The following is a 19,518-nucleotide window of genomic DNA, read 5'->3' on the forward strand; positions in this document are numbered from 1 at the left end:
CCGTATTTTCCCAATAGATAGTCCTTGGAAAAGTTGGCGCCTGACCGGACCTTGATATCTGCCAAGGTGTAGAGTCTTGACTCCCCATATTTATTCATGTCTGCAAAAGCTATCTCATCACGCCGAATCTGCTGTATACTTGATAAATGACTGGCCGCTTATCCGGGATTTGGTAAAATATTTCAGTTATGATAAATTTTTACAATCAGGAATGGAGTGTTAATGAAAAAACCACTTTATTAGTAAGGATATAGCCCCATTTAGGGTTATAACGGTATTCTAATTTGAATACTCGCATCATGTATTACAAAACAAAACTCCATCTTTAAGTTGCAGTAATAAAAACTGCTTAAATAAAGATGGAGTTTTTTATTAACAATTCATTACGACAAACTTTCTTTTCATTCTATACCACTATACTATTTTTGGTAATACTGATGTATTTAAAAAAGTTCACTAAAACGATAATACAAATTTTTATTTAACAAACTTTTTAAAATCACATGTAATTTTACCTTTATTAGTAATACTAAAACCCATTACCGCGATTAAATCTGAATCCACTGTTGTTATTGACGTCACAGCAACAGGACAAGTATAGGTTGTTTTTTCATGGCATTTATTTGCCATAGGACCAGAAAGATCAACAGAAACATCAGTAATATAGAATTTAGTGTAAGATCCGTCAGAAAAACCGCTTACATTTGATTTGATTTTTAAAATTAATTCTCCATCTTTATATATATTGTGGTAAAATGTTTTACTTTTTATATTAGATGATAAATTAGTCGACATTGCAGTGGACGTACCTGCGATTTCAGTAGTAGCTGCAAATACAGTAGTTGTTGACATAGTAAGCATTAAACATGTTGAAATAAAAATATGAATAATCTTTTTATTCATCTTAACCTCTCCTTAACTTTTTAAATGTGTAATTCCTAATTTAGGATTTCACAAAACTAATATGTATCTAATAATTAAATATCTCCCCCCTAAAGAAGATATAATTAGTAATTGTTATAGGGATAGTAATTACTAATTGCATCTTCTCACTTTTTTACTACATAGTCAATATTTATATTAATTAATCGCTTTTATTTGTCGCATTATCTGACTCAAATCGACTTTCTCACGTTTTTAGGATATTAATTACTTTTATCTAAAATTTACCGAGGCGTTATGGGGAACCAAGGTTTCACCTGGAACAATAAGCAATTTAAATAAAAAAGCCTATGAACACATTGAAATGTGGAGACGCCGCAAACTTACAGGTTCTTATCCATATGTCTTTGTAGATGGTGTTTACTTAAAGCGTAGCTGGGGAGGTGAAATCCAAAACGTCTCTATCCTTGTTGCCATTGGAGTCAACGAGGACAGACAAATATATTTGACTTTATAAAAAAGCAATTGACCGAGTTTCAAATAATTATCATTATAAAAATAAGCAGCCTGAACCCATTTATAAGTCAGAAGATTGTATCCTTAACAAGGGGGACAGCACCGTATTTTCCAAGAAGATAGTCCTTGGAAAAGCTTGCATCTGACCGGACCTTAATATCTGCCAGGGTGTAGAGCCTTGATTCGCCATATTCATTCATGTCTACAAAAGCAACCTCATCACGCCTGAACTGCTGATTATTTAAAATTGAGATATCGTGAGTGGAGAAAATAAGCTGTACATTCTTGTTTGATTCCTGTTGAAAGGAATCAACTATAAATTTGGTGACAGCGGGGTGAAATTCGCTGGATATGCTGTCAATCATCAGGATACCACCATTCTGACTCAACTCATAAATTCTTAAAAACATAAACAGATTTTTCAGCGTACCTGAGGATATCTCCATAATGTCCATATATTTGATGAATGACTGACCGTTTGACCGGGATTTAGTGAGAAATCCAAGTTTGGGGATTCCCTTATCAACAATAATGTCTTCTACAGGTATCCCAAGCTTGCGAAGCTGGGACAGGCTGAATTCGATGGCTTCCGGATTTTCAAGGATCTTAAATATCTTTCCATCCATTAGCGTATTACCAAGAATCTGAAGCAGCTCTAAATCATCAAAATAATAATGAAGTTTAGAGGAAAAGAAGTTTTCAAAAGGTTTCATAATTGATGTCATCTCAGGAACATCCAGGGAAGATAAAATGGAACAGAATAACCGGTTGCTATGCGGACGTATAACTGATTTGGAACGCATATATTTTTCGTAGAAGCGTCCGTAGGACAGTTCCGCTGCAGTTCGTGAAAATACAAGATGGTTATCGACTGTTAAGTGTTCCGTTATGATGTTTTGTGAACAGATGGAAAAACCATATTCGTAAATTCTGTTGCTGCTAATAAAAGATATTTCCATTTCCGTAGGATGAGTTTCCGAATTGTCCTGATAATGGGGAATAATGCGGTCCATGGAAGTCAACTGTAAAAGATTAATGAAACGATTTTGGTTAGACGTCTGAGAGGGAAAAAGCTGCCAGAAAATTAAAGAGTGAAAACTGGCAATAGCAAGGAATAAGTTGGTTTTTCCGCTTGAATTGGGTCCATAAACAGCCAATGTTTTTATCAGCTTCTGGTTATCCAATGGAATCAGGTGATCAGGAAGTTCTTTATAGGTGACTGCCTTCATATTGATAAATGTCTCGTCCAAAAAGGAACGGAAGTTTTTAAACCGAAAAGAAATAAGCATTGCGTTTTATCCTCCTTTTTGAAATTATATCGCAAAAATAATAAAAAAGAAACATAAAATATTAAAAAAATACACTCACCATGTGATAATTTCGTCAAGGAGCTGTTGTTGTTCCTGGCTGGAACGAGTCAGGTAGATTCTGGTTGTCTCGATGCTTTCGTGCCCCATTAAATCGGCAAGAAGTGAAATGTCATTATTGCGGGCTAAAAAATTCTTTGCAAAACGATGCCGGAATGAATGGGGGTAGACCGTATCAGGATCTATCCCATAGCGGCTGGCCAGATGCTTGAGCTGGTAATTAATTCCTCTGGGGGTAATCAAATGACCTGTTTTATTCAAAAACAAAAAACCGCTTCGGACACCGCGGTCCGCACACCATGCCAGTGCCTCTTCACAAAGGGAATCAGGAAAGTAGATACGCCGTATCTTTCCTCCCTTGGAATACAGATCTAAATAACCCAGCTTTAAATGCTCTTCCTTTATCTGAATCAGTTCGCTGACCCTGGCGCCTGTAGCGGCTAGAAAGCGTACAATAAAGTACCAGAAATAATTCTTTTCTTCTTTCAGCCTCTCTTTAAAGATCTCATAATCTTCATTGGAAATAATTGTGTCCAGAAAAGTTTTCTGCTGCACTTTAACAGACGGGAGATGGTAGGATGACAACAAAATGGAATCCGCTTCACTTGTCTCTGACAGAAACCGGGAAAAATGGTTGATGGCATATATCCGCTGATTTACGGTTGCCGGTCGGTACCGCGGAATTAAATAGCTCTTATACTGTTGAAGATTCTCAGGAGTAACCTCATCATGCAGGGTGAAAAAAAGCCGCACACTGCCTGCATAGGCGGTAATGGAGTTACCTGACAGATTCTTTTTCTTTAAATATTTTTTAAATTCATTCAATAATTCTTCATTTAACATAATTCCCTACCAATTCACAATCTGATTAACAATTTGTTTTTGTTCCGTACTGCTTCTATGTAAGTAAATTCTTGTTGTTTCAATACTTTCATGACCTAGAATATCAGAAAGCATGGAGATATCTCCGCATTTCTCAATAAAATTTTTTGCAAAACGATGACGGAAGGAGTGGGGGTAAACGACCTTTGGATCCAGCCCGTAAAGAGCGGTAAATTTTTTAAGCTGTCCGCGTATCCCGGCGGGAGTGATTGGTTCACCGTATCGGTTTAAGAAAACGTATCCGCTGACACGGTTGATCTGCCCCAGCCATTTAAGTGCTTCCACACGCAGGCTTTTAGGAAAGTAAATTCTTCTTATTTTGTTATCCTTGGAGTAAATATCCATATAACCGCATTTTACATGTTCCACTTTTGTCATTACAAGTTCACTGACCCTCACTCCGGTGGCGGCCATAAACCGAACCACAAAATAGTACAGCATGTTTCCATCGCGGATGAGGCAGTTTTTTAAATATTCATAATCTGCCTGGCTGATGATGTTCTCCAGGAACGTTTTCTGCTGGACGCGTATCATCAGCATTTTTGAAGAAGAAAGCTTTAAAGATTCCATATAGCAGTTCAGCGCCCTGATTCTCAAATTCACTGTCTGAGGCTTGTAATGCTCCATTAAGTAGCACTTATAGAGCATGAGATTATCATGGCTGATCACATGATAGCGGTCAAGAAACTGTCTTGCTGCAAACAGATATACATGAATGGTATTTGCAGACATATTGTTGATTTTCAAATATTCCTGGAAATCATCAAGGCTTTGCTCTACGACGCTTTTGTCCCCGGTTGTAATTTCAGTTATTACGTTTCCTTTCGTCATATCTTTCCATCTCCTTTTAGAATCAAACAAATACAGTTTAACACAAGTATATAAACTGTTCATTAAAAAATCAAGAAAAATTCGAAAAAATAGTAAAAATAAAGCATAAATAGTGGGTAAAACCGGTTTTGCTTTCGATAATTTCCAATATTAGAAGTATAATAGCCATGTGATGCAATTAGGAATTTCACCTGAATTATTTCAAAAAGAAAAAAAGGAGAGTGCATTTATTATGAGAAAGCAGACCAAATTAGTTGCTGTTTTATCTACAGCAGCACTGCTGGCATTAGGTGCTTCCATGTCTTCTTTCGCAGCTACTGGCTGGCAGGAAGAGAACGGTACATGGGTGTACTACAACAGAAGCGGAGACAAAGAAACCGAGAAGTGGGCGAAGTCTGGTGACAACTGGTTCTACTTAAACGAAAATGGCGAGATGTCCACTGATGTTATTGTAGAATACGATGATGAGTATTACTATGTGGACGAAAATGGAGCTATGGTAACCAATAAATGGGTTTCCATGGAGAATGAAGATTACGACGGCAGTGATGACGATGACGAGCCTGTAAATAACTGGTACTATTTTGGCTCCAATGGTAAAGCTTATAAGAGCTCTACCAGCAGCGATACAGCTTCCTTTAAATCCATTAACGGCAAAGAATATATCTTTGATGACGAAGGCAAAATGCTTTATGGCTGGATCAACGATGATGGCGAAAGAGAAACCGGCGATGATGACTGGAAAGAAGGACTTTATTATTGCGGTAAAGAAGATGACGGAGCAAAGACATTAGGCTGGGCAAGCATCGAGATTACAGATGATGATTATGATGATGCTGCCAAAAATGGCAATGCCAGAGTTTCCAGTCATAATACCTTTGATGATGAAGAGCAGGAGCGTTGGTTCTGGTTTAAGAGCAACGGTAAGAAGCAGACAAGTAAAGACGGAAAAACCATCGATGGCAAGAAGTACAGCTTCGATGAGTGGGGACGTATGAATGCAGAGTGGATTCTTTGGGATGCAACTGCAACAACATCAACAGCAACTGCTGCTACAGCTTCTACAGGTCAGGGCGCTAATGCATATACCAGAGAATGGAGATATTTTGGTTCTCCGGAAGATGGCGCAAGAATTACAAAGGGCTGGTTTAAAGTTGTTCCGGATGAGAATCTGCATTTAGAGAAATACAATGATGATGAAGATTACTGGTACTATTCCGACAATGAAGGACAGCTGGTTGCCGGTGAAATCAAAACCATTAACGGCAAGAAGTATGCTTTTGATACAAAGGGAAGAATGAAGAGCGGTCTGAAATTCTATAAATTCGAAGAGGATAACCCAAATAAGGACATCATTGACATCAAGGATGATGATGACGATGATTTCCCATTCGATACAGAAGACCGTTTCAAAGACAATGCAAATCACTGGCTGGATGAAGGTTACTACTGCTACAACTTTGGCAGCGGTGACGATGGTTCCATGAAGACAAATAAACAGAATGTTGAAATTGACGGTGAAACCTTCAGCTTCTTCTTTAACAAGTCCGGTACCTTTAAAGGTGCAGGCAAGACTGGCATAGACGATGACAAATACTATATGGCAGGTATGCTTTTAGAGGCTGATAAGGATGATAAGTACTCTGTAGTTAAGATTAAAGAGACTAAAGAGGATGGAGTTACAAAGACAAGATACAGCATTCTGGATACAGATGAATTCATGGATGATCTGGAAGCAGAAGGTAAGGCAAGTGCAGACGGCAAGAGCTGGCTTGTACGTAATGACAGCATGTTAAATAGCAGTGACAAATATGATGAATATTATAATGTCAATTACGAAGATGCTAAAAAGGCCGGAATTACTTATAAGCTTGTAAATACCTCTGGTACCGTTCAGAAGAATAAGCATAAAGCAAAAGATGGTGATGACCGTTGCTACGATCAGAAGGGTAATGATATCACATCTCTCTATGTAGAGAGCTAATTATGCTCTGATAAAGGTTTCATATATAACATATGGCGGAAATTTTCCGCCATATGTTTTGACTATAAGATGACAAGTTGTCATTTTTTTAATAAAGTTTAGGAATTTTTTATAATTAAAAAGGTGGAAGGACTTATGCCAACACAACGTTTTTTACATTTGCCTGATATTAAACGTGAAAAAATAAAACGTGCGGCAATTCGTGAATTTTCAAAATTTTCCTTTTCGGATGTCTCGATAAACCAGATTATAAAAGAGGCTGATATCTCCAGGGGAAGTTTTTATACTTATTTTGATGATAAGGAAGATTTGCTTGCTTATCTGCTGCGTGATTTTCAGGAAACCTGCAAACGGTGGTTTTTTCAAAATCTTGAATTATGCGAAGGTAATATTTATCAGGTATTTTGGAATTCAATCCTGGTATTGATCAATTACGGACGGGAGCAGCAGGATTTTATATTCTACAAAAATATATTTTTAGATGCAAAATTGATGACAGAAACAAGTATGATAGGCTTCAAGGATTTTTTTAATAAGAGTAAAGAAGAACAGGAACTGGTCCGTTACTGTTTTGAGAAGCTGGATCATATTGTCTGCCCGGTTTCAAGCAGTGGAGAACTGTCAGAATTACTGGAACTGCTGCTTTTCCTTGTGGCGAAATCCATGTCCATGTATTTTATGGAATCAGCGGATATAGATGAGATTCTCCATTCGGTTAAATATCAGTTCCAGGTAATAGAAGAGGGAGTCCGCATAAGAACATAAATGCAGATTGGAAGTTTCTTCCTTTTCGGAAACAGATTGATAGGATTTGTCTCTTAATTTACATTGTAACATCTTTTGATTCTTGAAATAATACTAAAATTATCTTACACTAAAAATAACAAATGTCAATTAACTTACATTTGTATATAAAGTGAGGCTGCCTAAATGGGTACATAAGATATGGTTAACCTCAAATACAGGAAAGGAATAATGGTGATGACGAATAAAAAAAAGATGCAATTTTTACTGATGCTGTTAACGGCTGCTTTGATGTCTTATCCGAAAGAAGCATTGGCCAGTCCCACATTTGCCCGTTCGGATACAGAATGGGAGAAACTTCGTGACAATACCATGGAATATGGAGAAATAGAAGATTTGATTCATGAATATAATGCGACGGTCTTAAATAACCAGGTAGAATATTCCAAGCAGAGAGATGATCCCACCGCGGATGATGTTGCACGGTCGTACCGGGATGATGCGGATGACCTTCGCGGTAACATAACTGGCGACGATGACCTGGCAGATGCCATGGCAGAGGCGCAGGCCCGGTCATTGGAGAAAAAAGCAGATGATAACGTGTTTGACTTAGAGGTAATGAGGTATTCCAATCTCCAGACCGAAAAAAATCTGGCCATTATGGCACAGTCTAACATGATTTCTTATTATAAGTCCATTCTTAACCTGGAGGTCCTAAAACAGAATCAGAAACTGCTCACAGAAGTGCTTCGGGTGACAGAAGTTCAGAGAGACATCGGATCCTCAACAAATGTAGATGTGCTGAATGCCAGGAATAATCTTCAAAAAACAGAGACTGCTGTTATTCAGACAGAAGCATCCATCAGTAAGCTGAAACAGACCCTTTGCGTTATGCTGGGCTGGGGATACCAGGCTTCCCCTGATATGAGACAGATACCGGCTGCAGATCCGGCAAGAATTTCCAATATGAATCCTGATTCAGATTATTCCAAAGCAGCTGACAGTAATTATGAGCTTAAAATGAACCAGAGAAAGCTGGAAAATGCAGTATCAGAAGTGGTGAAAGACTCTTATCGGATTAAGATCAAGGATAATAAAGAAAAAATAGGTACAGATCTGGATAAGAAATACCGTGATGTTCTGCAGGCTGAAGTTGCTTATAAAGAAGCACAAAGTGCTTTAGAGGAAGAATCAAGAAAAATGGAAATCGCATCACAGAAAAACAGTCTGGGCACTATAGGGCAGCTGGAATATTTGCAGCAGCAGACCGATTATCTGACAAAACAGAATGCGTTAAAAATTGCTGATATGGATTGGTTCTGGACCATGGAAATGTATAACTGGTCGGTGAACGGTATGGCATCCGTACAGTAAGGAGGATAAAACCATGCGTTGGAAAATGAGTAATAAGTGGCATGCTGTCCTGCTTACAGCTGCTCTTGTATCCATGGCGGGAAATGCCATGGTGCTGCCGGCATTTGCAGCTGGTATGAAAGAGCCTGGAAAAGCAGAAAATGCGGTCCCGGATGGATATAATGAAAAACAGTGGGAATTGATTCAAGATAATGTTCTGGAATATGACGAACTGGGAGACAGGATTAAGCTGTTTAATCCCAATATGGTTTCTGCAAATGAGATGTACTGGTCTGCTATGGATGATGTGAAGGATCAGTATATGGCAGCCTACCATGATGCAGAAGACTTTAAAGATGACGCGGATGATGTAAGGGATGAAGGAGGTCTGGCCACAATGGACGGCCAGATCCTGTATGCCACTCTCCGGGCCTATGAAAAGGCCATGAAAAGCGCCGGTGATAAGATTAGCAGAGCCTATAATGATAACACCAAATCCGACGCCTCTTCCTATGAACCGGTCAGGAAAGGTGCAAAACAGCTGACTAATGGAGCCCAGCAGGCAATGATCGGCTACAATATGGCTTCAGCTCAGAAAAAAACACTGCAGACTATGACGGAAATGTACGAAAAACTTTATTCTGCTACTGTCTCTATGCAGGGTCTGGGTATGGCGACTGATGCAGAGGTGATTGCCGCAAAAAAAAATCTCCTGTCTGCAGAAAGCTCGCTTGCCAGCCTTGACAATACCGTGGAAAATCTGGGATCAACTCTAAAACTGCTGACAGGCTGGACAGGGGAGGAAATGCCTCAGATTCAGACTGTTCCCCCAGTGGATTTAAGTAAAATTGATGAATTGAATCTGCAGGAGGATACAGCGTCGGCAATCCGCAATAATTATACGTTAATTGATGAACGGCATAGGAAAACAGACAGAAGCACGACCAGAGTGAAATCAAAATTCCGCAATGAGGAACAGATGGAACAGAACCTGTCAATTCAGATGGAACAGCTGTATCAGGACATTATGGAAAAGAAGAAAAACTGTGAGGCGGCCCGCACTGCATATGACCAGGCAGTTGTTATAAAAAATGCAACTGAAGTACAAATGCAGAACGGTTCCATCAGTCAGATAGAGTATTTGGGACAAATGCTGTCTTACTATCAGGCAGACGGGAATAAAACAAATGCTGATCTGTCTCTGCGCCAGGCTATGGAGCTATATTACTGGGCAACGCAGGGAATACTGGATTTTTAAAACTCAGATGATTAGCATAAATTTTACATCAAGGGATTTTGAGAAAGGAATATGAGATGAAGAGTAAGAAAAAACTGGCTTTTGGTGCAATTATAATAATAGCGGCCGGAATCATCGGATTAAGTATCTTTGGGAAGAAAAAGGAAGAAATACCGTATGAAACACGGCCTCTTGTGTCAGTAGAGCAGCCTCAGACAGGGGATATAACCCTGTACACGGACTTAACGGGAACAGTGGAGCCGGAGTTAAAGGCAAACGTGCAACCTAAAATGAATGGAGAAGTACTGGAGGTTTATTTTCACGCAGGAGACATGGTAGAAGCCGGCCAGCCTCTTTGCAAAATTGATTCAGATGCTTTAACAACCTTAAAAATTAATGTAGATTCTGCAGCCATAGCGGTTAGTGACAGCCACAATACACTTGCCAGAACAGAGGCACTTTATTCCACTGGTGCGGTATCCCATGAGACACTGGAGCAGGCTCAGAATGCTGCAAATAATGCGAAGCTGAAATATGATGCAGCAAAAAACCAGTATGATCTGCAGCTTGAATATACCACAGTGACTGCTCCTATCAGCGGTGTGGTAGAATCACGAACGGTTGAACCACATGACCATATTGCGGTGGGATCAGAAATCTGTAAAATTTCAGGAACAAATCAGATTCAGATAACGTTTGGAATTACAGAAAAAACTTTACAGAATATGGCGGTTAACGACTCCATAACAGTAGAAAAAAATGGAGTGAAATATGAAGGAACGGTTACGGAAATCAGTTCAGTGGTTAATGGCGAAACCGGTCTCTATGACGTAAAGTCAGTGCTTGCTGATTCAAAAGGTCTGACAACGGGAACACGGGTCAAAATTACTGTTGTCATGAGTAAGGCGACAGGAGTCATGACGATTCCTGTTGACGCAGTCAGTTACGATGCAGGGGTGCCCTTTGTTTACTGTTACGATAATGGAATTGCGAAAAAAACAGAAATTTCTACCGGAATATATGATAACGAAAGAATGGAAGTAACATCCGGAATTACAAATGACAGCAAGGTGATAACCAGTTGGAGCAATGAACTGATTGATGGGACGGAGGTTCTGCTGGGAGAAGATAATAAAGAAGCGCAGGAATCGGAAGAAGAGACAGTGACACCTGCCAATGCGGACTCGAAGGTAGGTGAATAATATGGTTAATTTGACAAAATTTGCAGTAAGAAGGCCGGTAACCATTATACTCTGCCTGATTACGATCGCTTATTTTGGAATTCAGTCTTTATTGGGTACAAAAGTAGAACTCACTCCTGAAATGGATCTTCCCATGCTGGTTATCGGTACTGTTTATGTAGGAGCCAGCCCGGAGGATGTAAATGACTTAATTACTACCAAGCAGGAAGACGCCATATCATCTCTGGATGGCGTTGATACCATTAACTCTTATTCAAAAGAGAATGTATCAATTGTATTAGTAAAGTATGAATACGGAACAAACATCGATACAGCTTATATTAATCTGAAAAAAGCAATCGATGGAATCCGTAATGATATGCCTGATGATATTGAGGAACCCAAAATTCTGGAATTAAATCTGACTTCAGAAGCTGCAGTTACACTGGCAGTCAGCGGAAATGTAGGTCAAAATCTGTATACATATGTGGATAATAAAATCGTTCCGGAGTTTGAAAAGCTCAGCTCAGTCAGTGAAGTATCCATTGCCGGCGGACAGGAAAGTTATGTAAGTGTTCAGCTGGATCCGGATAAATTAGAACAGTATCATTTAAACATGCCGGCAGTTGCTAAAATAGTGGGTGCTGCAGATTTTACAATTCCTGCCGGAGATATTGATGTTGGCAGACAAAATCTCAATGTCAGTGTGGGAAATGATTATGATAATACAGAAAGCTTAAAAAAGATTGCAGTCCCGCTTGCAAATGGCGATACCATACATTTGTCGGATATTGCAGACGTATTTGATGCCCTGGAAGACAAGGACTCTATCGGACGTTATAACGGAGAGAACATCATTTCTCTTGATATAAAGAAGCAGTCTGATGCTACTGCGATCGAAGTTTCAAAACAGGTTACCGAACAAATCGGAGAGATATTAGCTGAAAATCCAGGTGTCAAAATTACGGTCGTCAATGATTCCAGCGAAGTAATTATGGATTCCATATCAAACGTAGTGGAAACCATGGTCATGGCTATTATCCTTTCCATGATTATCCTGTTCCTGTTTTACGGAGATTTGAGAGCATCTGTCATAGTAGGTACCTCTATTCCCATATCTGTGGTGCTGTCCCTGATTTGTATGAGTGCCATGGGCTTTTCTTTAAATGTTATCTCCCTTACATCTCTGGTACTTGGTGTAGGTATGATGGTTGATAACTCCATCAATGTTTTGGATGGATGTTTCCGTGCAAAAGAAACGAAAAATTACTTTGATGCTGCAATAGAAGGCAGCCGGATGATGGTAGGGTCCATAACCGGCGGTACAATCACGACCTGCGTAGTATTTTTCCCTCTGGTCTTTCTAAGCGGAATGTCAGGACAGTTATTCAAACAGCTGGGTTATACGATTGTATTTTGTATGATTGCATCTTTATTTTCGGCCGTAACCATTGTGCCGTTAAGCTTTGTACACTGGCACCCGGTAGAAAAAGAAAAGGCTCCGGTAAACGGTCTTATCAAGTCTTTGCAGAACTGGTATAGAAAACACATACCCTCTCTTATAACTAAGACGAAGCTGGTATTTGGGATAAGTATACTGCTTTTAGCAGCTGCATTTGGAATGGCTTCCAAACTGAGAGTGGATTTAATGACCTCTGTCGATGAGGGTATTGTCAGTATGACTATAAAAACAAAGCCAGGTCTTTCTGTTGATGCCATTAATCAGTCAGTAGCAGGTCTGGAAGAGTTTGTCTCCAAAGATGAAAATGTAGATCATTATCTCATAACTTATGGTTCCGGAGGACTGAGCATAAAATCTGACAGCGATGTAACCCTGAATGCTTATCTGAAAGATGGGCGGAAACTTACCACGGATCAGGTAATTGATAAGTGGAGAGGAACGGTGACGGATTTTAAAGATTGTTCCGTAACCTTAAAAGAAGGAAGTACTACCATGTCCAGTGCCATGCAGTCTGGCGATGAGATTGAGATTGACCTGCAGGGTACCAATTATGAAACGTTGAAAAAGGCTGGTGCAGACCTGGTTGCTGAGCTGCAGAAGAGAAAAGATGTTATGCAGGTTCATTCAAGCGTGGAGAACGCAGCGCCTGTTGTAAAAGTACGTGTTGACCCGGTAAAAGCACAGGCAGAAGGATTGACTCCGGCTCTGATTGGTTCCAGTGTATATTCCAGTTTAAGCGGAGTTAAATCATCAACAATTCGTGTTGACGGAGAGGATATAGATGTTAAGGTGGAGTTTGCTCCGGATAAATATGATGCTATAGAGGATTTGCAGGGAATGATGATAACAACTGCCACAGGAACAACGCTTCCGCTCAGCGATCTGGCTGATATCTATTATAAAGACAGTCCGAGGCAGATTGAGAGAAAGGATAAACAATATAAGGTTGCCATTACCATGCAGCCGCAGGCAGAATATATGAAAACTGCGGAAAATAATGTTAAAAAATTTGTGAAAGACTGGAAACTGCCGGCAGGCGTGAGGCCTATGACCAATGATCTGGATAAGATAATGAATGAAGAGCTTGCAGCATTGGGAGGCGCTTTGATCACTGGTATTTTCCTGGTATTTATTGTTATGGCGATTCAGTTTGAGTCACCTAAATATTCTGCCATGGTAATGACTTCGATTCCGTTCAGTCTGATCGGTTCTTTCGGTCTTCTGTATTCTGCTGACTGCCCGATTGATATGGTATCCATGCTGGGATTTTTGATGCTTGTCGGTACCGTTGTAAATAATGGTATCCTGTATGTTGAGACGGTTAACCAGATGCTTAAAGAAATGCCGTTAGACAAAGCTCTGGTGGAAGCAGGTGCAATTCGTATGAGACCTATTTTCATGACTACCCTGACCACAGTCATATCCATGGTTCCCAATGCACTTGCGTATGGTAAATCAGGAAAGATGATGCAGGGACTCGCTTTGGTTAACGTGGGTGGATTACTTGCATCTACAGCTTTAACACTTCTTTTGCTTCCGACATTCTACCGCGTTGTTTATAAAATGGGCCGCAAGAAAATCGGTGGTGAAGGTGAGCTGGTATGTGACTGATTTAAACTGTTAAACAAACATTTTTGATAGTAAAACAAAGGAGGGAAAACAGATTTGTTCTCCCTCCTTAATGTTATGTTTAACTTTTTATTACATTATCATAATTATTAGATACTTCCTTCCAGTTTACTACATCGAAGAACGCTTTGATGTAGTCAGCCCTTAAATTCTTATATTTAAGATAGTAGGCGTGTTCCCAGACGTCTATTCCCAGTATGGGGACCTTACCGCCGCCTTCCATCAGCGGATTGTCCTGGTTAGGACTTGCTGACAGATAAAGCTTCCCGGCCTTATCGGCTGATAACCATCCCCAGCCAGATCCAAACTGTCCGGCTGCCAGGGCACTTAGCTGAACCTTAAACTGTGAAAAGCTTCCAAAAGCGTCATCCAGAGCTGCTTTTAAAGGGCCTTCCGGCTCACCGCCTCCATCAGGACTCATAGTTGAGAAATATAAGTTGTGATTATAATAGCCGCCTCCATTATTCCTGATTGTTTTTCTCAGTGCTTCATCCGGAATCTGATCGAGAGAGGCGAGAAGGGAAACAATGTCCATATTCTCAACTCCGGCAATCTGTGCCGCATCATTTAAATTTTTTGTATAAGCTGCATGATGCCTGGAATAGTGTGTTTCCATTGTAAGGGCATCGATATGGGGTTCTAAAGCTTCATATTTATAAGGTAATAAAATTTGTTCAAACATAGTTGTTCTCCTTTCGGGTTCTTATTTATATTTAAGTATAATATTTGGATTTTGGTTAGCTATTACTAACTACCTTGTAAACTGATTATATCATATATTTCTATGCTGTCAATAGATTTATCTGACATTTTAAAAATATTATAATTAAAGACTAATAAAAATGCCGATGAACGAATTTAATCGCTCATCGGCATCTGTCACAGACGTTCCGGTGATAGGAATCGTAACCTGGTCTAATGGTTGTTCTTTTTAAACCTGTCCCAAAAAGATTTCTTCTTTGGCGCCGGAGGAACTGCTTTGCCGCGGAGGCTTTTGATTTCGGTTATGTAGATACCGCTAATCACAACCTTTGCCTCTGTCTTAACAGGAAGCACGTCGAAAACCTTTGCATCTGCAATTAATGTCATCACCTTTGGACCGACCTTTGCTTTTACGATCGGCAGCTTTGTACGGCGCATGTACTTTGGTGTTTGTTCATACACAATCTTTGGGAGCCCGGCATCCTTTAGCCTCATCTTTTTCTTATCAATTACAAGCATGGAAACGGTTTGTGCCGCAGCTTCCAGTGCCTGCTGCTGTTCTACCTGACGCTTTTCCAGCTTTCTTCCAAGAAAGTAAAGGACTGCCAGAGCTATCACTACGATGAAAAGAATCACTAATAATACGTTTAAAAATGTGCTCACCGGGAATACCTCCAATAGTTCATATTGTAAATTGGGCCTATCTGCAATAGTATAACACATTTTACTGGGAAATACAAGTAAAAAATGCTTGACACCTTGACAGCACTATGATATTATGGAATGTGCACTATTGTGGCTTTGTGTGCCTTAATGGGACATTTATGCCCAAAACAGAAATGAATAGAAAGAAAACAGGGGTGAAACGTCAATGGAGAAAAGCAGAATGCGTCCGGTCCCGGCCGGTAAGAGCCTGAGAATGAGTTTCTCAAGACAAAAAGAAGTGCTTGAGATGCCAAACCTGATTGAGATTCAGAAGAATTCCTATCAGTGGTTCCTTGATGAAGGATTGAAGGAAGTCTTTGAAGACATCTCTCCAATTGCAGACTTTGCTGGACACTTAAGTCTTGAGTTTGTCGATTTTACATTATGTAAGGATGACATCAAGTACACAATAGAAGAATGCAAAGAACGAGATGCAACTTACGCAGCTCCTTTAAAGGTAAAAGTAAGGCTTTGCAATAAAGATAAAGATGAAATTAATGAACATGAGATCTTCATGGGTGATCTTCCGCTTATGACAGATACCGGTTCCTTCGTGATTAACGGTGCCGAACGTGTAATTGTTAGCCAGCTGGTACGTTCCCCAGGTATATATTATGGTATCGAACACGACAAGGTAGGTAAGGAATTATATGCATGTACGGTAATTCCAAACCGTGGTGCATGGCTGGAGTATGAGACTGACTCCAATGACATATTCTACGTACGTGTGGACAGAACCAGAAAGGTTCCGGTAACTGTTCTGATCCGTGCACTTGGTTTTGGTACCAATGCAGAGATCATTGAACTGTTCGGTGAGGAACCCAAATTACTGGCCAGTTTTGGTAAAGATACTTCTGATAATTACCAGGACGGCTTATTGGAATTATATAAGAAGATCCGCCCAGGTGAACCTTTATCTGTTGATAGTGCTGAAAGTTTGTTAAATAGTATGTTCTTCGACCCAAGACGGTACGATCTGGCCAAAGTCGGACGATATAAATTCAATAAAAAGCTTCATTTTAAAAACCGTATAACAGGTCATGTTCTGGCTGAGAATGTGGTGGATACCACAACCGGCGAAATCTTAGCTGAGGCTGGAACGACTGTAGACAAGCAGCTTGCGACAGACATCCAGAATGCAGCTGTTCCTTTCGTATGGCTGGAAGGCGTGGAGCGCAAACAGAAGGTTCTTTCCAACTTAATGGTTGACTTGTCAGCACATGTAAAATTTGATCCAAAGGATGCGGGGATTACAGAATTAGTATTCTATCCTGCCCTTGAAAAAATTCTGTCAGAAGTTGGAAACGACGATGAAGAAGCATTAAAGAAGGCTCTTCACAGACATGTGAATGAACTGATTCCCAAGCATATTACAAAAGAAGATATTCTTGCTTCCATCAACTATAACATGCATCTGGAAGAAGAAGTCGGAAACGCAGATGACATCGATCATCTGGGCAACAGAAGAATCCGTGCGGTAGGAGAACTGCTGCAGAATCAGTACCGGATCGGTCTGTCCAGAATGGAACGTGTAGTCCGCGAGCGTATGACAACACAGGATATGGATGGCATTACACCCCAGTCTCTGATTAATATTAAGCCGGTTACTGCGGCTGTTAAGGAATTCTTCGGCAGTTCCCAGCTGTCCCAGTTCATGGACCAGAATAACCCGCTTGCTGAGCTTACACATAAGAGACGTTTATCCGCCCTGGGACCTGGTGGTCTTTCCAGAGACCGTGCCGGATTCGAGGTTCGAGACGTTCACTATACCCATTACGGACGTATGTGCCCGATTGAGACACCAGAAGGTCCTAACATTGGTCTGATCAACTCCCTCGCTACCTATGCGAGAGTAAATCAGTATGGTTTCGTTGAGGCGCCTTACCGCGTGGTAGATAAGACCAATGCAAACAATCCGGTGGTTACCGATGAGGTTGTTTACTTAACAGCAGATGAAGAAGATAACTTTGTTGTTGCTCAGGCGAATGAGCCTCTTGATGAAGACGGACACTTCATTCATAAGAATATTTCCGGACGTTTCCGTGAGGAGACATCCGAATTCCAGAGAAAGAATATTGATTTGATGGACGTTTCTCCGAAGATGGTATTCTCCGTTGCGACAGCCATGATCCCCTTCCTGGAAAACGATGATGCGAACCGTGCGCTCATGGGATCAAACATGCAGCGTCAGGCCGTTCCGTTACTCACAACCGACGCTCCTGTTGTAGGAACCGGTATGGAAGCGAAAGCTGCCGTTGACTCCGGTGTGTGCGTCGTTGCAAGAAACTCCGGTGTGGTAGAGCGTTCCGCTTCTAACGAAATTATTATCAAAAGAGATTCCGACGGCGGAAAGGATGTTTACCGCTTAACCAAGTTTAAGAGAAGCAACCAGTCCAACTGTTACAACCAGAAGCCAATCGTATTTAAGAATAATCATGTAGCAAAGGGAGACGTTATTGCTGACGGTCCTTCCACACAAAAAGGTGAGATCGCTCTCGGCAAGAATCCGCTGATCGGATTCATGACCTGGGAAGGTTATAACTACGAGGATGCGGTTCTCTTAAGTGAGAGACTGGTACAGGAAGACGTTTATACCTCTGTCCATATCGAGGAATACGAGGCAGAAGCCCGCGATACCAAGTTGGGACCGGAAGAAATCACCCGTGACGTTCCTGGCGTCGGCGAGGATGCGTTAAAGGATCTGGACGAAAGAGGAATCATCCGTATCGGTGCGGAAGTCCGTGCAGGAGATATCCTTGTTGGTAAGGTAACTCCAAAGGGAGAGACTGAACTGACAGCAGAAGAGAGACTTTTACGTGCCATCTTCGGTGAGAAGGCAAGAGAAGTACGTGATACTTCCTTAAAGGTGCCCCACGGTGCTTACGGTATCATCGTTGATGCGAAAGTGTTTACCAGAGAAAATGGTGACGAGCTTTCACCGGGTGTGAACCAGACTGTCCGCATTTACATCGCACAGAAGAGAAAAATTTCTGTTGGTGATAAGATGGCTGGACGTCATGGTAACAAGGGTGTTGTTTCCCGTGTGCTTCCGGTAGAAGATATGCCGTTTCTGCCAAACGGCCGTCCTCTTGATATTGTATTAAACCCACTGGGCGTGCCTTCCCGTATGAACATCGGTCAGGTACTGGAGATCCACTTAAGTCTTGCTGCAAGAGCACTTGGATTTAACGTATCCACACCGGTATTTGACGGAGCAAACGAGATTGATATTATGGATACCCTGGATGTAGCCAACGACTACGTAAATATGGAGTGGGAAGACTTCCAGGAAAAATATAAAGAGTCCTTAAGACCTGATGTAATTGAATATCTGGGAGAACATTTAGAGCACAGAGGCCTGTGGAAGGGTGTTCCGCTCAGCAGAGACGGAAAAGTCCGCCTCCGTGACGGACGGACCGGAGAATACTTTGACAGTGCGGTTACCATCGGACACATGCATTATCTGAAACTGCATCATCTGGTTGACGATAAGATCCATGCCCGTTCTACTGGACCATACTCACTGGTTACACAGCAGCCTCTGGGCGGTAAAGCTCAGTTCGGCGGCCAGCGTTTCGGAGAGATGGAGGTTTGGGCTCTGGAGGCTTATGGCGCTTCCTATACACTGCAGGAGATCATGACAGTGAAATCCGATGACGTGGTAGGACGTGTGAAGACCTATGAAGCCATCATAAAGGGTGAAAATATTCCTGAGCCTGGAATTCCGGAATCTTTCAAGGTATTGTTAAAGGAACTTCAGTCACTGGCCCTCGATGTAAGAGTGCTGCGTGACGATAATACAGAGGTTCAGATTGCTGAAAGCATGGATTATGAAGAAACTGATTTAAGATCCATCATTGAAGGCGACAAACATTACCATAACGAGGAATCCTTTGGTGACTACGGTTATCAGAAACAGGAATTCAAGGATGATGAACTGGTAAATGTTGATGAAGAAGAGGATGCGGACGGTGTCGACGATTCTTTTGAGGATTTCGATGACGTAGAATTTGACGATTCAGACGAAGAATAATAGAAGGGAG

Annotated in this window: 13 protein-coding genes and 1 pseudogene; 8 read left to right on the forward strand and 6 right to left on the reverse strand. The window is 41.0% G+C overall.

All coding sequences use genetic code 11. From position 1 onward, the window contains the following. Positions 1-477: 477 nt before the first annotated feature. Positions 478-903: a hypothetical protein gene (locus V7D18_RS24650; protein ID WP_426158394.1), complete on the reverse strand. Its 426-nt coding sequence runs from the start codon at positions 901-903 to the stop codon at positions 478-480. A gap of 265 nt (positions 904-1,168) precedes the next feature. On the opposite strand from V7D18_RS24650, the pseudogene V7D18_RS24655 reads away from it, so the two are divergent. Further along, a pseudogene (locus tag V7D18_RS24655) lies at positions 1,169-1,375 on the forward strand (transposase); the annotation flags it as partial. A 91-nt stretch (positions 1,376-1,466) separates the two neighbouring features. Here the strand turns inward: V7D18_RS24655 and V7D18_RS24660 are convergent. The 3 genes from V7D18_RS24660 to V7D18_RS24670 all read right to left on the reverse strand — a co-directional run bounded on the left by V7D18_RS24660 (position 1,467) and on the right by V7D18_RS24670 (position 4,478). Next, positions 1,467-2,687 carry an AAA family ATPase gene (locus tag V7D18_RS24660; RefSeq protein ID WP_426158395.1) on the reverse strand — a complete coding sequence of 407 codons (1,221 nt, stop codon included), beginning with the start codon at positions 2,685-2,687 and terminating at the stop codon, positions 1,467-1,469. Positions 2,688-2,762: 75 nt separating this feature from the next. After that, the gene (locus tag V7D18_RS24665) at positions 2,763-3,608 is read right to left on the reverse strand and encodes a tyrosine-type recombinase/integrase (protein WP_426158396.1); all 846 of its coding nucleotides are present in this window, start codon (positions 3,606-3,608) and stop codon (positions 2,763-2,765) included. A gap of 6 nt (positions 3,609-3,614) precedes the next feature. After that, positions 3,615-4,478 (reverse strand): tyrosine-type recombinase/integrase, encoded by an 864-nt coding sequence (locus tag V7D18_RS24670; protein WP_426158398.1) that lies wholly within the window; start codon positions 4,476-4,478, stop codon positions 3,615-3,617. Between the two features lie 232 nt (positions 4,479-4,710). Here V7D18_RS24670 and V7D18_RS24675 point away from each other — a divergent pair, with 232 nt between their 5' ends. The 6 genes from V7D18_RS24675 (at position 4,711) to V7D18_RS24700 (ending at position 14,050) form a co-directional block, all read left to right on the forward strand. Beyond that, positions 4,711-6,462 (forward strand): cell wall-binding protein, encoded by a 1,752-nt coding sequence (locus V7D18_RS24675; protein WP_426158400.1) that lies wholly within the window; start codon positions 4,711-4,713, stop codon positions 6,460-6,462. A 135-nt stretch (positions 6,463-6,597) separates the two neighbouring features. Further along, complete coding sequence (locus V7D18_RS24680; RefSeq protein WP_426158401.1) at positions 6,598-7,227, forward strand: TetR/AcrR family transcriptional regulator; 630 nt, start codon at positions 6,598-6,600, stop codon at positions 7,225-7,227. A gap of 216 nt (positions 7,228-7,443) precedes the next feature. After that, positions 7,444-8,580 (forward strand): TolC family protein, encoded by a 1,137-nt coding sequence (locus V7D18_RS24685; RefSeq protein ID WP_426158402.1) that lies wholly within the window; start codon positions 7,444-7,446, stop codon positions 8,578-8,580. Positions 8,581-8,593: 13 nt separating this feature from the next. Then, the gene (locus tag V7D18_RS24690; protein WP_426158404.1) at positions 8,594-9,817 is read left to right on the forward strand and encodes a TolC family protein; all 1,224 of its coding nucleotides are present in this window, start codon (positions 8,594-8,596) and stop codon (positions 9,815-9,817) included. 56 nt (positions 9,818-9,873) lie between these two features. Further along, positions 9,874-10,998: an efflux RND transporter periplasmic adaptor subunit gene (locus V7D18_RS24695; RefSeq protein ID WP_426158406.1), complete on the forward strand. Its 1,125-nt coding sequence runs from the start codon at positions 9,874-9,876 to the stop codon at positions 10,996-10,998. A 1-nt stretch (position 10,999) separates the two neighbouring features. After that, the gene (locus V7D18_RS24700) at positions 11,000-14,050 is read left to right on the forward strand and encodes an efflux RND transporter permease subunit (RefSeq protein WP_426158407.1); all 3,051 of its coding nucleotides are present in this window, start codon (positions 11,000-11,002) and stop codon (positions 14,048-14,050) included. 79 nt (positions 14,051-14,129) lie between these two features. On the opposite strand, the gene V7D18_RS24705 is transcribed toward V7D18_RS24700, so the two are convergent. Next, positions 14,130-14,750, reverse strand: a complete 621-nt coding sequence (locus V7D18_RS24705) for a superoxide dismutase (protein WP_426158409.1) — start codon at positions 14,748-14,750, stop codon at positions 14,130-14,132. Positions 14,751-14,983: 233 nt separating this feature from the next. Beyond that, entirely contained in the window at positions 14,984-15,433 is a 450-nt protein-coding gene (locus tag V7D18_RS24710; protein WP_117417327.1) for a hypothetical protein, read from the reverse strand. Between the two features lie 208 nt (positions 15,434-15,641). Here V7D18_RS24710 and V7D18_RS24715 point away from each other — a divergent pair, with 208 nt between their 5' ends. Continuing rightward, on the forward strand, positions 15,642-19,508 hold the full coding sequence (locus V7D18_RS24715) for a DNA-directed RNA polymerase subunit beta (protein WP_426158411.1): 3,867 nt from the start codon (positions 15,642-15,644) through the stop codon (positions 19,506-19,508). The last annotated feature ends 10 nt before the right edge of the window (positions 19,509-19,518 follow it).

This window comes from Lacrimispora sp. 38-1 (genome assembly GCF_049890855.1).
Taxonomy (GTDB): Bacteria; Bacillota; Clostridia; order Lachnospirales; family Lachnospiraceae; genus Lacrimispora.